A 15,592-nucleotide genomic window follows, 5' to 3' on the forward strand; every position below is an offset into this window, starting at 1 on the left:
CCCTGATTTCCTCTCGCCTTACGATTTCGCTTTCGGCATCTGGGAAACCAGCGACAAATTGACGTCCATGCCTTCCACCTGGAAGTGTGGGATAGCGTACAATTTCACGCGGAAGAAGCCCGGGTTATCCTCAATATCTTCCACCACCACTTTTGCATCACGCAGTGGGTGAGAGGCCTGCAGTTCGTCGCCCGGATCGGTCATTTCGGTCACCAGGCTGCGGACCCAGGTATTCAGCTCCAGCTCCAGCAGTCGGCGATCCTTGGTGGTACCGATGTTTTCGCGCTGAATCAGCTTCAGGTAGTGGGCGATACGCGACAGCAGGAAGATGTACGGCAGACGCGCATTGATGCGGCTGTTCGCCGTTGCATCTGCGGTGTCATACAGCGCCGGTTTCTGCGTGGAGTTAGCCGAGAAGAAGCAGGCATAGTCGCGGTTTTTGTAGTAGGACAAAGGAATGAAGCCCAGATTCGCGAATTCGAATTCACGGGTTTCAGGAATCATCACTTCGCTCGGGATTTTTACCTGATTGCCAGTACCAAGGTCATACAGATGGATCGGCAGGTCCTGAACCGCACCGCCAGCCTGCGGGCCGCGGATTTGTACACACCAGCCATTATTGATAAAGCTGCGCACCATGTTGGACGCGAAGGCAAACGATGCATTAGTCCACAGGTATTTGTCGTGATCCGGACCTTTGACTTCTTCGACATAATTGAAGCTGCGAACCGGAACGGTATCCGGGCCATACGGTAAACGTCCCAGTACGCGCGGCATGACCAGGCCAATGTAGCGGGCATCGTCAGTATCGCGGAACGATTTCCACTTGATGTACTCTGCGCGATCAAAATAGTTACCAATATCTTTAATCGCCGCGACGTCTTCCATTGTCTCCTTGAGGAAGAATTTCGGGCCTGCCGAGCCGATAAATGGCATATGTGCGGCAGCAGAGACTTTGGAGATATTGCGCAGCAGAGCGACATCCTGCGCTGAAGCGTCGAACTCGTAAGCGGAAATCAGCGCCGCAATCGGCTCGCCGCCTGGGGTGTCATATTCATCAATGTAGGTGTGTTTATAGAGACCACTCTGAATGACTTCTGGACAGTCTTCAAAGTCCTGACGCAGGTCTTCTTTAGACATGCTCAGCAACTCAATTTTCACGTTCTGGCGAAAATCGGTTTTATCCACCAGTGACTTCACGCCGCGCCACAGGCTCTCAACCGCCTGAAACTCTTCATGGTGCATCACGGCGTCAAGCTGACGGCTGATCTGATAATCAAGCTCAGCGATATGGTGATCAATCAGGCTTTTATCCAGTTTTTCGACTTTCGAGCCTGCTTTGGTCAGACATTCCAGAAAGACCTGCATACCGGCTGTCAGACGTTCATCGGCAGTGGCATCCGACATCGCCTGCGCATCTTGCCAGATATCCAGCGCGCTCAGCTCAGAGACAGGGCTCAGATTGATTTTCTCAAACAGGGAAGCGTAAACCCCACCCGCAACTGGGCGTTCCAGCACCACGCTTTCACCGCCAGAAAAATTATTTTGTACAGACATGAGCATTCCTTGATTAATCCGTTAAAACAGCCTGATGGTTACGATTTTTTTGACGCCAGTGCGGATAATTCATTTCGCAACTCAGCGCTAAGCGACTGGTCAAGAACGATTTTTTCCAGCTCTTTTCGGAAAGTCTGGTTATCCAAAAGGTTGGCTTTCAAATCACGGAGCAAGTTGCGCATCGCCAGCATCGCCTTCAGCTGCGGTATCTGGGCCGCCACCTGCTCAGGCGTGAAATCTTTCATGCTCTGGAAAGTCAGCTGAATAGCGTCCTCGCCCCCATCATCAGACAGCGTATTTTTAACGGTCAGATTCACTTTTGGGGAATATTCGGAAAGGACACTGTCAAAATTATTTTTAGTAATGTTAACTTTTTCACGCTCAGATATTGGCGCAGAATCCTGACCATTGCTGAAATCGCCTGCAACCAGCAATTTCAGCGGTAATTCCATTTTTTTACTTGCTCCGCCAGTATGCAGGTCAAGCTTCAGGTTAATACGTGCCTTCGGCACCTCATTCTGAAAACTGTCAGCCATCTAATCATCCCTCTTTGTTTTGCTAAGCAAACTTCACGGTGTCGTTCTTAATGCGCAATAATAGAATAATGATCGGAACAAAATCAAATACGCAGATCATTTATCCGAAATCGGAAATTTCTTAAGAATTTTACACTGAAATATTATTATGGAAAGATTGTTCAACCCAGAAAAAGACGCTGTTCCTTACGCATAAAACGAAGGTTTATCTCGAATAAACGATCGCAGGCAGAAAAACGCCAACGAAAACAGCGCATATTGATTTGCATCATAACATTAAGCCAAAAAACAAAGAAAGGAGCGCAACACGTTATTTCATGCCGATTAAAATGAGATATTAATAAATAATGAAAATCCTCAATTTCATTGATCGGATGAATAATAAATAAGAAATATCATAGAGAATTTCCTTATTTCACCATCTGAAGCGGAAAATAATTTTCTTAGATGAGTGACCTGGCACAAATTAACCCGCCGTGCTTGTTTTCCCAATGCCCACTCTGATCAAAAGTTGTTTCCATCGCCACCGCATGCTGACTGATGCATTCGTAGCAGGTGAATATAAAAACTGTAAAATCAAACACCTTCCTGATTGCCGCTTTTTTAATCAAAAACGAGTAATAGCACATAACGTATAACGGTGCTACATTACGCCGACCACCCAAATCAGCAGTGATCAGGCAACGCCGTAAAGTTCGGTAAAGCCTGCAACCATCACCTTGAAGAACGGTCTTATTGGCACGTCGTATCGCACTCGCTGCGCTACCTTTACAGGCTTCACATAGGTTTCACTATTTTGTCTCAATCCAAATTTGAACGTGCGTTTTTACACCCGCGTTACTGGTTTACATGGTTTGGTCTTGGCGTTCTCTGGCTACTGGTTCAACTCCCCTATCCTGTGCTACGTTTGCTGGGGTCGAAACTGGGCAGCGCATCCCGCTATTTCCTGAAACGTCGCGAATCCATCGCGCGCAAAAACATCGAGCTTTGCTTTCCTCAGTACAATGCTGAAGAACGTGAGAAACTCATCTCCGAAAACTTTAAATCTATCGGCATGGCGCTGCTTGAAACCGGCATGGCCTGGTTCTGGCCGGATGAACGCGTCCGCAAGTGGTTTGATGTAGAAGGGCTGGACAACCTTAAACGCGCACAGTTGCAAAAACGCGGCGTGATGGTTGTTGGCGTGCACTTTATGTCACTGGAGTTGGGCGGGCGCGTGATGGGGCTTTGTCAGCCAATGATGGCAACCTACAGACCGCACAACAGTGCGCTGATGGAGTGGGTTCAGACGCGAGGCCGCATGCGTTCCAATAAAGCGATGATCAGCCGTAATAATCTGCGCGGTATGGTTGGTGCCCTGAAGAAAGGTGAGGCCGTCTGGTTTGCTCCCGATCAGGATTATGGACGCAAAGGCAGCAGCTTTGCTCCTTTCTTTGCCGTAAAAGACGTTGCGACGACCAATGGTACTTTCGTCATTTCACGTTTGTCGGGTGCTTCCATGCTAACCGTAACGATGGTGAGAAAAGCGGATAAATCAGGCTATCGTCTGCACATCTCTCCAGAAATGGCTAACTATCCGGAAAACGAGTGTGAAGCGGCAGCGTTTATCAATAAGGTCATCGAAATTGAAATCATGCGCGCACCGGAGCAATATCTCTGGATGCATCGCCGTTTCAAAACGCGCCCTCTTGGTGAAGCTTCCCTCTATATTTAACCCTGCATGGAGGTTAGTTTCGCTAAGAAACTAGCCTTTTCAATCACCTGTCGTCCCACTGCAAAACCGTCCTTGATGGCGTCGCCCAAAGTGAATTTATTGCGTTGTGAAATCAAACTGTCGCCGTTCCACGACACTCGTAAGTATCGGAAATTATTTAAAAAAAACCCTCTTGTCACCCCTCATTTTTAAGCGTACATTAGCGCCGTCTGGCACCAGGAAAGCACAGAATTCTGAGCGGGAGTCAACGGCGTAACGGGAAAATTCTCATTTCTGTTTAGTCGGGATTTCGGTTCTCTATAATCAGTTGGACTCTGTTTTTAAATGCGTACCACAAGATACGCGGAGCGATGAAACGTGAAATATTTCTTTATGGGCATTTCGGTGATCGTTTTAGTCTGGGCCGGAACCTTTGCCCTGATGATCTAGTGAAGAATATGCAGTCAAAAAAACAGGAGCCATTTGGCTCCTGTTTTTTTTATGTCATGAGGACACGGGGTTTTCAGCAACGCTCTTTGTTGAGAGCAGGCCATCGGCCCGGAACATACTCTTGATGCCCCTCACCGCCTGACGAATACGATCGCTGTTTTCGATTAAAGCAAAGCGCACATGGGTGTCTCCATAATCACCAAAGCCGATGCCCGGCGACACACACACCTTCGCGTCCTGCAGCAGCTTTTTGGCAAACTCGAGCGACCCCATCGCTGCATACGGCTCCGGGATTTTCGCCCAAACGTACATGGACGCTTTCGGCATCTCCACCATCCAGCCCGCTTCATGTAACCCTTTCACCAGCACGTCGCGGCGGCGCTTATACTGGGCAGCAATCTCGTGAACGCACTGCTGATCGCCCTCCAGGGCAGCGATAGCGGCAACCTGCAGCGGGGTGAATGTGCCGTAATCGTGGTAACTCTTGATACGCGCCAGTGCACTGACCAGCGTTTTGTTACCCACCATAAAGCCAATACGCCAGCCCGCCATGTTGTAGCTTTTCGAGAGGGTAAAGAACTCTACCGCCACGTCACGCGCCCCGGGAACCTGCATTATTGAAGGAGCTTTCCAGCCGTCATAGACGATGTCAGCATAGGCTAAATCATGAACCACCAGCACGTCATAGCGCCTGGCAAGGGCAACCACTTTCTCGAAGAAATCAAGTTCCACACATTGCGCCGTCGGGTTCGACGGGAAACCGAGGATCATCATCTTGGGTTTCGGATAGCTTTCGCGAATCGCACGTTCCAGTTCGTTAAAGAAATCGACACCTTCCACCAGCGGCACGGAACGCACCTGCGCCCCGGCAATCACCGCGCCGTAGATATGGATTGGGTAGCTTGGATTGGGTACCAGCACCGTATCGCCATGATCCAGCGTGGCCAGCATCAGATGCGCCAGCCCCTCTTTCGAGCCGATGGTGACAATGGCTTCACTTTCCGGATCGATATCAACCTGATAGCGATCCTGATACCAGCGCGAGATCGCGCGACGTAACCTGGGAATACCGCGAGAGGTTGAGTAGCCGTGCGTATCCGGGCGTTGGGCAACCGTGCAGAGCTTTTCGACGATATGCGGTGGCGTTGGGCCGTCAGGGTTACCCATGCTGAAATCAATGATATCTTCGCCGCGCCGACGCGCAGCCATTTTTAGTTCAGCAGTGATATTGAAAACATAAGGGGGGAGACGATCGATACGCGTGAAACGGCGTTCAGGACTGAATTCAGCCATAGATTCCTCAGATTAACGTTAGCGCCCGGACCGTCCGAGCGACGCTGCCACCGATGTGGCATGCTTAGAAAATAACCTGAAAAAAATCGCGCTGTCGAGAGGGAAATGAAAAAAAAGCGCACGCGCGAAAACCGGAACACGGCCATGCCTGATAGCGGAAGCATGGGTCCTGATAACGCCATTCCGTTAGCCGTTATTTAACACAATGATATCAAAACAGTTACCTGGCGAACTAACGCTGAGAAAAAAATCAGGGCACATCAATCCTCGGCATATAATCCCCTTTGTAAATTATGGTTTTTCCTCATTTGATAAACCCGACGGATAGCTGGTCAATACGCCTCAGGTTTTTTATCATGGTTCTTTCCCGTTTTCCCAGGTCTGCTTGTGCACGAAATATTCACTATGCTGCTGGCGGTTTTTGACCGTGCGGCATTAATGCTGATTTGCCTGTTCTTCCTTATTCGCATTCGCCTGTTTCGCGAACTGTTGCATAAATCCGCACACTCGCCGAAAGAGCTGCTGGCCGTAACCGCCATCTTTTCGCTGTTCGCCCTGTTCAGCACCTGGTCCGGGGTGCCGGTAGAGGGTTCGCTGGTTAACGTGCGTATTATCGCCGTCATGTCCGGCGGGATTTTGTTTGGCCCGTGGGTGGGTATTATCACCGGCGTAATTGCCGGAACGCATCGCTACCTGATTGATATTGGTGGCGTAACGGCGGTGCCGTGCTTTATCACCAGCATTGTTGCCGGGGTGCTTTCCGGCTGGATCAGCCGCAAGATCCCGAAAAAGCAGCGCTGGCGTGCCGGGATCGTCGCAGGCATGGTGTGCGAAACGCTGACCATGATTCTGGTCGTCGTCTGGGCCCCCACCACCGCGCTGGGGCTGGATATCGTCTCGAAAATCGGCATTCCTATGATCCTCGGCAGCGTCTGCATCGGTTTTATCGTGCTGCTGGTCCAGAGCGTTGAAGGGGAAAAAGAGGCCAGTGCCGCCCGTCAGGCCAAGCTGGCGCTGGATATCGCCAACAAAACGCTGCCGCTTTTCCGTCACGTTAACGCGGAGTCACTGCGTCAGGTCTGCGAGATCATTCGCCACGACATCCACGCTGACGCCGTCGCCATCACCAATACTGACCACGTGCTGGCCTACGTTGGCGTCGGGGAACATAACTATCGCGACAACGATGACACCATAAGCCCGACCACCCGACAGGCGATTAACTACGGTAAAATCATTATTAAAAACAATGATGAAGCCCACCGAACGCCGGAAATTCACTCGATGCTGGTGATCCCGCTATGGGAAAAAGGCGTGGTGACGGGCACGCTGAAAATTTATTACTGTCACGCGCATCAGATCACCTCTACGCTACAGGAGATGGCCATTGGCCTGTCGCAGATTATCTCCACCCAGCTTGAGGTCTCCCGTGCCGAGCAACTGCGCGAGATGGCAAATAAGGCAGAGCTACGCGCGCTGCAGAGCAAAATCAATCCCCATTTCCTGTTTAACGCGCTGAATGCCATCTCTTCCTCCATTCGTCTTAATCCGGACACCGCGCGCCAGCTGATTTTCAACCTGTCGCGCTATCTGCGCTACAACATCGAGCTGAAAGATGACGAGCAGATCGACATCAAAAAAGAGCTGTATCAGATTAAAGACTACATCGCGATCGAGCAGGCGCGCTTTGGCGATAAGCTCACGGTGATTTACGATATTGATGAAGAGGTCAACTGCGTGATCCCGAGCCTGCTGATCCAGCCGCTGGTCGAAAACGCGATTGTTCACGGTATTCAGCCCTGTAAAGGCAAAGGGGTGGTCACCATCAGCATCACCGAAAGCGGCAACCGGGTGCGTATTGCCGTGCGCGATACCGGCCACGGGATTGATCCAAAAGTGATTGAACGCGTGGAATCTAACGAGATGCCGGGAAATAAAATCGGGCTGCTGAACGTGCACCATCGGGTCAAGCTTCTTTACGGCGACGGACTGCATATTCACCGTCTTGAACCGGGCACTGAAATCGCTTTTTACGTCCCGAATGAACGCTCCCCCGTTCATACGACGACATCACTGTTACCTCAGGGTGAGTAATATGAAAGTCATCATCGTAGAAGATGAATTCCTGGCTCAACAGGAGCTCAGCTGGCTTATCAAAACCCACAGCCAGATGGAGATTGTGGGTACGTTTGATGATGGTCTGGACGTACTGAAGTTTCTGCAGCATAACCGGGTTGACGCGATTTTTCTGGATATCAATATTCCCTCTCTGGACGGCGTATTGCTGGCGCAAAACATCAATCAGTTTGCCCATAAGCCGTTTATTGTGTTCGTTACCGCCTGGAAAGAGCATGCCGTCGAGGCCTTCGAGCTGGAGGCATTTGACTATATTCTGAAGCCTTACCAGGAGTCGCGAATTGTCAGCATGCTGCAAAAGCTGGAGGCCGCATGGCAGCAACAGAGCGCCCCGGTTAGCACCAGCCCGACGATGCGCGAAAACGACACCATTAATCTGGTCAAGGATGAACGTATCATCGTGACCCCGGTCAACGATATCTACTACGCTGAAGCGCACGAGAAGATGACGTTTGTCTATACGCGGCGTGAATCGTACGTGATGGCGATGAACATTACCGAATTCTGCAGCAAGCTGCCGGCGGCACACTTTTTCCGCTGCCACCGTTCGTTTTGCGTCAATTTAAATAAGATCCGCGAGATCGAGCCCTGGTTCAACAACACCTACATTTTGCGTCTGAAGGATCTGGATTTTCAGGTGCCGGTGAGTCGCAGCAAGGTGAAAGAGTTCCGCCAGCTGATGCACCTGTAACGAAAGAGCCCTCTCCCGTGGGAGAGGGTTATGATGCATCAGAGGATTTGACCGAGAACCTGACGCAGATGGGCACCCGACCCCAGCAGGCCTGGGTTATCATGCACGATCAAATAAACAGGAATATCCTGCACGTAGCTTCTGAAACGCCCTTTATCTTCAAACCCGCCGCGGAAGCCCGAAGCTTTAAAGAAGTCGAGGAAGCGCGGTACGATCCCGCCCGCAATATAGACCCCACCAAAGGTGCCCAGCGTTAGCGCCAGGTTGCCGCCGAAACGCCCCATGATCACGCAGAATAGCGACAGAGCACGACGGCAGTCGATGCAGCTGTCCGCCAGCGCGCGTTCAGTGACGTCTTTCGGCTGCAGGTTTTCCGGCAGACGACCGTCCGATTTTACAATCGCGCGGTACAGGTTCACAAGCCCCGGCCCTGACAGGACGCGCTCGGCAGAAACGTGGCCGATCTCCGCGCGTAACTCTTCGAGAATAATGCCCTCTTCTTCACTGTTTGGCGCAAAATCCACGTGGCCGCCTTCACCCGGCAGGCTCACCCAGCGCTGAGCAACATGCACGAGGTGCGACACGCCCAGACCGGTACCGGCACCGTAGACCGCAATCGGCTTACCTTCGACCGGCTCCGCGCCGCCAAACTGAATCAGGTGCTCCGGCTTGAGCATCGGGATCGCCATGGACACCGCGGTGAAGTCATTGATAATTTCCAGATGCGCGAACCCGAGGTTCTTTTTCATCTCTGCGATGGAGAATGCCCAGGTATGGTTGGTCATGGCTACCCAGTCGCCAGTGATCGGGCAGGCAATGGCGATGCAGCCGTCTTCGACGCTCACCTGATGCTCGTCCAGATAGACGCGGACAACGGCTTCAAGGCTTGGATAATCCAGCCCTGAGTAGGTTTTCGCCCGGGAAATTTCACCGCTACTTACATCGCATAATGCGAGGCGCGCGTTCGTGCCGCCCACATCGCCTACCAAAGCATACTTTGTCATTCTTCTACTGCTCCGCTAAAGTCAGAATAAATCTTTGGGACACTGTAAATTCAAGGCGTGATAACAACAACGACCGGAAGGTGAATGCCCGTGGATTATCGATCTTCGTCACAGAATAACTTTACCGTTTCAGCACCTTTTGCACTATTGCCATAAAGCTTAATGTGCAAAGTAACGTCATTGCGTTTTGTACAAGGAAATCATCATGCTCCACCCGCGAGCCAGAACCATGCTGTTGCTGGCAATTCCGGCGCTACTCATTGGCGTGGCCTCAAGCCTGGTCCTTATTGTCGTGATGAAAATTGCGTCGGTGCTGCAAAGTCTGTTATGGACGGCGCTACCGGCAAAACTGGGGGTCACCGCGGATTCATCTGCGTGGATCATCCTGATGCTGACATTAACCGGTATTGCGGTGGGCCTGGTGATCCGTTTCAGTCCCGGCCACGCCGGACCGGACCCGGCGCAGGAACCATTGATTGGCGCCCCGGTTTCCCCTTCGGCACTGCCGGGGCTGATTATCGCGTTGATTATCGGTCTGGCCGGCGGCGTTAGCCTGGGGCCTGAGCATCCGATTATGGCGGTGAATATTGGCCTGGCGGTTTTCCTCGGCTCACGCATCCTGCCTCGCGTCGGCGCGCTGGACTGGACCATTCTCGCCTCCGCTGGCACCATCGGGGCGCTTTTCGGCACGCCTGTCGCTGCTGCCCTGATCTTTTCTCAGACGCTGGCCAGTGATAACGACGTTCCGCTCTGGGATAAGCTGTTTGCTCCGCTGATGGCTGCGGCTGCCGGCGCGCTGACGACAAGCCTGTTTTTTCATCCCCATTTCTCCCTCTCTCTGCCGCACTACGGAGAGATGCAGATTGCAGATATATTCAGCGGCGCCATCGTGGTCGCGATCGCTATCGCGCTGGGAATGGTGGCGGTATGGTGTCTTCCGCGCCTGCACCGACTGGTGCATAAACTTAAACATCCGGTATTGATTCTGGGAACGGGGGGGCTAATCCTCGGTGTTTTAGGGGCAATTGGCGGAACGGTGACCCTGTTCAAAGGTCTGGACGAGATGCAGCAGCTGGCCTTCAGCCAGGTGTTTAGCGTCTCTGATTATCTGCTGTTTGCCGTCATCAAACTGGCGGCGCTGGTCGTCGCTGCCGCGTGCGGTTTCCGCGGCGGGCGTATTTTCCCGGCGGTGTTTGTCGGCGTGGCGCTGGGGCTGATGCTGCACGAACATGTCGACGCGGTGCCGGCAGCAATTACCGTCTCCTGCTCGATTCTGGGGCTGGTTCTGGTGGTGACGCGCGATGCCTGGCTGAGCCTGTTTATGGCGGCGGTGGTGGTGCCGGATTCGACGCTGTTCCCGCTGCTCTGCATCGTGATGTTGCCCGCCTGGCTCCTGCTGGCGGGCAAACCGATGATGATGGCCTGGCGAAACGATAAGTAATCAGGCGCTATTGCGCGCTTCCAGCGCTTTGGTAATGGCCCCCAACAGCGGTGGGATATCGGCTTTTGGCAGCATCACCTCTATCAGCGAGAGCCGCTCGTGGTGCGCCACTTTTTCAAGTACGTCCGCCAGCTGCTCCGCTTCACTGACCCGCCAGCACTGGGCCTGAGGATCGAGGCTCAGGGCCTGCGGGATTTGCGTCCAGTTCCATAGCGCAATGTCGTTGTAACGCTGTTCCGGCCCGTGGATCGCCCTTTCCACCGTGTACCCCTCGTTGTTGAGCACCAGAATGACGGGGTGCTGTTTATCACGCAGCATCGAGCCAAGCTCCTGAATGGTCAACTGCGCCGCACCGTCCCCCGTCAGCACAATCACGCGCCGGTTCGGGCACGCCGTTTGCGCACCGAACGCCGCGGCCAGGGTGTAGCCAATCGAGCCCCACAGCGGCTGGACGATAAAATTCACGTCTGCGGGCAAACGCAGGTCAATCGCGCCGAAAGCCGAGGTGCCCTGATCGGCCAGGATGATGTCTCCCGGGCGAATAAACGTTTGCAACGTTTGCCAGAAATTCTCCTGGGTAAGCGAGCCGTCCGGCTGAGGGAAATTCATCGCGCTGTGCGATGCCGGAACAGGCTTATCATGAACATGCTGTTTACACAGCTCCAGCAGCGTTTCAATGGCCTGGGCCATCGGGATGCCGGTAAACCAGATATCGCCGACGCGGGCGGCATGCGGCTGGACTTCTATCGTCTGTGCCAGCGTTAACTGATGGGTAAACCCGGCCGTCAGGGTATCGGTAAAACGCGTGCCGATGCACAGCACCGTATCCGCCCCCTCTATTGCCTCTTTTACCGGACCGGCACTGGCCGAACCGCTGTAGGTGCCGTAAAAACCGGCGTTACGTTCGTCGAATATGCCTTTGCCCATCAGCATGGTGGCATGCGCCATCGGCACGTCCTTCACCCACTTCTGCAGCGCGTGCTTCAGCCCATGGCGCAGGACAAGAAAATCCGCTAACAGCGCGGTACGCCTACTGGCTGCCAGTTGATGCTCCGCAGCATCCCGGAATGCTTTCAGACAGGCGCTGTCAGCATGCGCATGCCGAAGCGTGAGAGCGTTTACAGGCGGCGTGGCCGCTTTTTTTGCCACATCGGCAGGCAACATCAGGTAGCCAGGACGGCGCTCCCGGAGCATGGTGGTCAGTACCCGGTCGATTTCATAACAGGCGTTTTGTTCGGTCAGGATCGCCTGCGCGACGGTGATAGGCTCGCTCATATGGTAGAAATGACGAAACTCCCCATCGCCCAGCGTATGGTGCAGCAATTCCCCTCTTTGCTGTGACGCCATCCCCGGCGCGCCAACAATATGCAGCACCGGAACGTGCTCAGCATAGCTGCCCGCAATGCCGTTCATGGCACTTAACTCTCCGACGCCGAATGTTGTCAGCAACGCGGCAAAGCCCTTGCATCGGGCGTATCCGTCAGCGGCATAAGAGGCGTTTAACTCGTTGGCACAGCCCACCCAGCAGATATCCGGGCTGTCTATCACGTGGTCGAGAAACTGCAGGTTATAGTCGCCCGGCACGCCAAACAGATGATCGGCTCCACAATCTGTAAGTCGGTCCAGCAGGTAATCGGCGACGCAGTATGGGGTACGCATAAACAGGTATCCTTCTAATGTTGACCTCATCTTGAGTATTAAATAAGCGTGATGACTGTCCAGAATTGGCGACAAGAAGAGTATGGAAAGAATGCTTTACAAAAAATGCTGGGCTATGCTGCTTTTTTTCACGTTAATGTAAACGCATACACTGATTTTTCTCTTCAGCACGAGAGGCCATACGAATGGGTTATCAGCCGGACAAAAATCGTTATCAGACAATGCAGTATCGCCGCTGCGGGCGAAGCGGGCTCAGGTTGCCCGTGGTCTCGCTGGGGTTGTGGCATAATTTTGGTGACGCCACGCTTATCGAAAATAGCCGTCAACTTTTACAGCGCGCGTTCGACCTGGGTATTACGCATTTCGACCTTGCCAATAACTATGGTCCCCCGCCAGGGTCGGCCGAACGTAATTTCGGCCGTATTTTGCAGGAGGATTTTCTGCCCTGGCGCGACGAGCTGATCGTCTCCACGAAGGCGGGATATACCATGTGGGATGGCCCCTACGGCGACTGGGGGTCACGTAAATACCTGCTGGCGAGCCTCGATCAAAGCCTGAAACGCACGGGTCTGGAGTATGTCGATATCTTCTATCACCACCGTCCTGACCCGGAAACGCCACTACAGGAAACCATGAAAGCGCTTGACCACCTGGTGCGCCAGGGAAAAGCCCTGTATGTCGGGCTATCCAATTATCCTGCCGAACTGGCGCGAAAAGCGATAGATATCCTGGACGATCTGGGTACGCCCTGCCTGATTCACCAGCCGAAATACTCAATGTTCGAACGTGCGCCGGAAGGGGGTTTGCTGGATGTTCTGCGGGAAAAAGGGGTCGGCTGCATACCCTTCTCGCCGCTGGCCGGGGGACAGTTGACCAACCGCTATCTGAACGGTATTCCCGCAGACTCCCGCGCAGCAAGCGGCAGTCAGTTCCTTAACCCGGATCAAATCACCGAGGAGAAACTGGAGAAGGTACGTAAGCTAAATGCCCTGGCGGAAAGCCGCGGTCAGAAGCTGTCGCAGATGGCGCTAGCCTGGGTGCTACGCCATGAAGAAGTCACGTCGGTGCTGATCGGGGCCAGCAAAACGGCTCACATTGATGATGCCGTGGGCATGCTGGAGAACCGCCAGTTTACTGCGGAAGAACTTTCTCTTATTGATGGGAGCCTGAGCAGTTCAAAATAAAACCACTTTTAGCAAAAAGTGCTCTCCTTCAGGAATTCGGAGTTGAGGCGATGAAACGAACCTTTACCAACTCGTAATATTGCGTTAACAGGCCCCACAAGGGCCCCGATCGTGAAGGAGAAAGAGTATGTTCAGGTCACTGATTCTTGCAGCGGTATTACTGGCTTCGGCCCCGCTCGTCGCCACTGCGGGCGAAATCACCCTGTTGCCATCAGTAAAATTACAAATTGGCGATCGTGACGACTACGGCAGATACTGGGACGGTGGCTACTGGCGCGACCGTGACTACTGGAACCGTCATTATGAATGGCGTGGCGACCGCTGGCGCAGGCACGATAACGGCCTGCATCGCGGCTGGTATAAAAACAACGCCTATGAACGCGGCTACCGCGAAGGCTGGAACGATCGTGACGACCGCCGCGGCGGCTGGGGTCACGGCGGAAAAGGACGAGGTGGCCACGGTCACGGCCACGGTCATCATTAATGCAAAAAGGAGCCACCCGGCTCCTTTTTCTTTTATAACCCCAGCGCTGTGCCAATCAACAACCACAGGTTTAGCGCTACGACCACCACCACGATGGCCCACCCGGCCCGTTTTACCAGCGTCGTGTTAACCAGATCGCCCATCAGGGTTTTGTTGCTGGTAAAAATCAACAGCGGTACCAGCGCCAGCGCGATGCCAAAGCTTAGCAGCACCTGGCTCATCACCAGAATTCGCGTTGGATCGAGCCCCATCAGAATCACGATAAACGACGGGAGCATGGTGACAGAACGACGAACCCACAGCGGAATATGGAAGCGAACAAATCCCTGCATCACTACCTGCCCTGCCAGCGTCCCCACCACCGTGGAGGAGAGACCGGCGGCAACCAGGCTCAGACCAAATATCGTGGCGGCAGCATGGCTCAGTAACGGCTCCAGTGTGAGGTACGCCTGGTCGAGGTCGGCGACGCCAGTATGACCGTTAAAGTGGAAAGCGGCAGCTGCGGTGGCCATCATCGCCAGATTCACGAAACCCGCAATGGTCATGGCGATAGCGACATCCCATTTGGTTGCCGAGTAGCGCTCTTTACGCGTTCCGCCGTGCAGATGCTGGGTCAGCGAAGAGTGAAGATAAATAACATGCGGCATGATGGTCGCCCCAAGCACCCCGGCTGCGAGGAATACCGCTTCCGACGTTGGCAGGCTGGGGATGACCATCCCTTTACCAAGCTGCGCCAGGTTCGGCTGCGAGAAAACGAGTTCGACAATATAGGCCGCAGCGACAAACAACAGGAGGCCGCCAATGACCTTCTCCAGCGGTTTTTGCCCCCGACGCTGTAACATCAGGATCAGGAATGTGGCAATCCCGGTCAGCACCGCCCCCTGTAACAGCGACACGCCCAGGATCAGTTTAAAGCCGATCGCTGCGCCGATAAATTCAGCGAGATCGGTTGCCATGGCGATGATTTCTGCCTGAACCCAGTACAACCACACCGCCGGACGCGGATAATGGTCGCGAATTTGCTCCGCCAGGTTTTTTCCCGTGGCAATCCCCAGCTTTGCAGAGAGCATCTGAATCAGCATCGCCATCAGATTTGCCCAGACGACGACCCACAGCAGCTTGTAGCCGAAGCTGGCCCCGGCCTGAATATTGGTCGCAAAATTACCCGGATCGATATAGCCGATGGCAGCAATGAACGCCGGTCCCATTAATGCAAACCGCAACTTGCGCGCTGCTCTGCCACTGCTACCCTCTACGCGACTGTTTGTCATCATCTGCCTCTGGAAATATAGCCTTTGCTATGTTTAATGCTATCAAAATGAGAATGATTATCAAGATCATTTGTAAAGTTTAAAATGATTTCTCTGATAGCTAAGAACAATAGATGGGCAGGTGGCGCGACTTCACAGAATGTGAAAATGCGCGGTCATTTGTGAAGCGTAGCACACAAACTTAACTTTTCAC

At 53.3% G+C, this 15,592-nt stretch carries 13 protein-coding genes; 7 read left to right on the top strand and 6 right to left on the bottom strand.

The window, feature by feature from the left end; all coding sequences use genetic code 11:
* Positions 1-18 precede the first annotated feature (18 nt).
* The gene (gene tssC, locus ACWKXT_RS12020; protein WP_454532527.1) at positions 19-1,563 is read right to left on the bottom strand and encodes a type VI secretion system contractile sheath large subunit; all 1,545 of its coding nucleotides are present in this window, start codon (positions 1,561-1,563) and stop codon (positions 19-21) included.
* 32 nt (positions 1,564-1,595) lie between these two features.
* Positions 1,596-2,093, bottom strand: a complete 498-nt coding sequence (gene tssB / locus ACWKXT_RS12025) for a type VI secretion system contractile sheath small subunit (RefSeq protein ID WP_454532528.1) — start codon at positions 2,091-2,093, stop codon at positions 1,596-1,598.
* Positions 2,094-2,886: 793 nt separating this feature from the next.
* On the opposite strand from tssB, the gene lpxP reads away from it, so the two are divergent.
* Together lpxP and ypdK are read left to right on the top strand one after the other, a co-directional pair.
* Positions 2,887-3,807 carry a kdo(2)-lipid IV(A) palmitoleoyltransferase gene (gene lpxP / locus ACWKXT_RS12030; RefSeq protein ID WP_454532602.1) on the top strand — a complete coding sequence of 307 codons (921 nt, stop codon included), beginning with the start codon at positions 2,887-2,889 and terminating at the stop codon, positions 3,805-3,807.
* Positions 3,808-4,164: 357 nt separating this feature from the next.
* On the top strand, positions 4,165-4,236 hold the full coding sequence (ypdK, locus tag ACWKXT_RS12035) for a membrane protein YpdK (RefSeq protein WP_099458937.1): 72 nt from the start codon (positions 4,165-4,167) through the stop codon (positions 4,234-4,236).
* 54 nt (positions 4,237-4,290) lie between these two features.
* Here ypdK and alaC read toward each other — a convergent pair whose 3' ends face one another.
* Complete coding sequence (gene alaC / locus ACWKXT_RS12040) at positions 4,291-5,529, bottom strand: alanine transaminase (protein WP_454529037.1); 1,239 nt, start codon at positions 5,527-5,529, stop codon at positions 4,291-4,293.
* A 387-nt stretch (positions 5,530-5,916) separates the two neighbouring features.
* On the opposite strand from alaC, the gene ACWKXT_RS12045 reads away from it, so the two are divergent.
* Positions 5,917-7,623: a LytS/YhcK type 5TM receptor domain-containing protein gene (locus tag ACWKXT_RS12045; RefSeq protein ID WP_454532529.1), complete on the top strand. Its 1,707-nt coding sequence runs from the start codon at positions 5,917-5,919 to the stop codon at positions 7,621-7,623.
* A gap of 1 nt (position 7,624) precedes the next feature.
* Complete coding sequence (locus ACWKXT_RS12050; RefSeq protein WP_454529038.1) at positions 7,625-8,356, top strand: LytR/AlgR family response regulator transcription factor; 732 nt, start codon at positions 7,625-7,627, stop codon at positions 8,354-8,356.
* 38 nt (positions 8,357-8,394) lie between these two features.
* Here the strand turns inward: ACWKXT_RS12050 and glk are convergent, their stop codons facing one another.
* Positions 8,395-9,360 carry a glucokinase gene (gene glk / locus ACWKXT_RS12055; RefSeq protein ID WP_048029635.1) on the bottom strand — a complete coding sequence of 322 codons (966 nt, stop codon included), beginning with the start codon at positions 9,358-9,360 and terminating at the stop codon, positions 8,395-8,397.
* Between the two features lie 205 nt (positions 9,361-9,565).
* Between glk and ACWKXT_RS12060 the strand changes: the two genes are divergently transcribed.
* A complete protein-coding gene (locus tag ACWKXT_RS12060) occupies positions 9,566-10,801 on the top strand; it encodes an ion channel protein (protein ID WP_454529039.1) in 1,236 nt (411 codons plus the stop codon).
* Here the strand turns inward: ACWKXT_RS12060 and ipdC are convergent, their stop codons facing one another.
* Positions 10,802-12,460, bottom strand: coding sequence for an indolepyruvate decarboxylase (gene ipdC / locus ACWKXT_RS12065; protein WP_454532530.1), 1,659 nt, complete (start codon positions 12,458-12,460; stop codon positions 10,802-10,804). It lies immediately after the preceding gene.
* A gap of 185 nt (positions 12,461-12,645) precedes the next feature.
* Here ipdC and ACWKXT_RS12070 point away from each other — a divergent pair, with 185 nt between their 5' ends.
* Together ACWKXT_RS12070 and ACWKXT_RS12075 are read left to right on the top strand one after the other, a co-directional pair.
* Positions 12,646-13,644: an aldo/keto reductase gene (locus ACWKXT_RS12070; RefSeq protein WP_454532531.1), complete on the top strand. Its 999-nt coding sequence runs from the start codon at positions 12,646-12,648 to the stop codon at positions 13,642-13,644.
* Between the two features lie 127 nt (positions 13,645-13,771).
* Positions 13,772-14,128 carry a DUF2502 domain-containing protein gene (locus ACWKXT_RS12075; RefSeq protein ID WP_059354071.1) on the top strand — a complete coding sequence of 119 codons (357 nt, stop codon included), beginning with the start codon at positions 13,772-13,774 and terminating at the stop codon, positions 14,126-14,128.
* A gap of 32 nt (positions 14,129-14,160) precedes the next feature.
* On the opposite strand, the gene ACWKXT_RS12080 is transcribed toward ACWKXT_RS12075, so the two are convergent.
* Positions 14,161-15,399, bottom strand: coding sequence for an Nramp family divalent metal transporter (locus tag ACWKXT_RS12080; protein ID WP_454529079.1), 1,239 nt, complete (start codon positions 15,397-15,399; stop codon positions 14,161-14,163).
* Positions 15,400-15,592 lie beyond the last annotated feature (193 nt).

This window comes from Enterobacter sp. UPMP701, assembly GCF_053709515.1.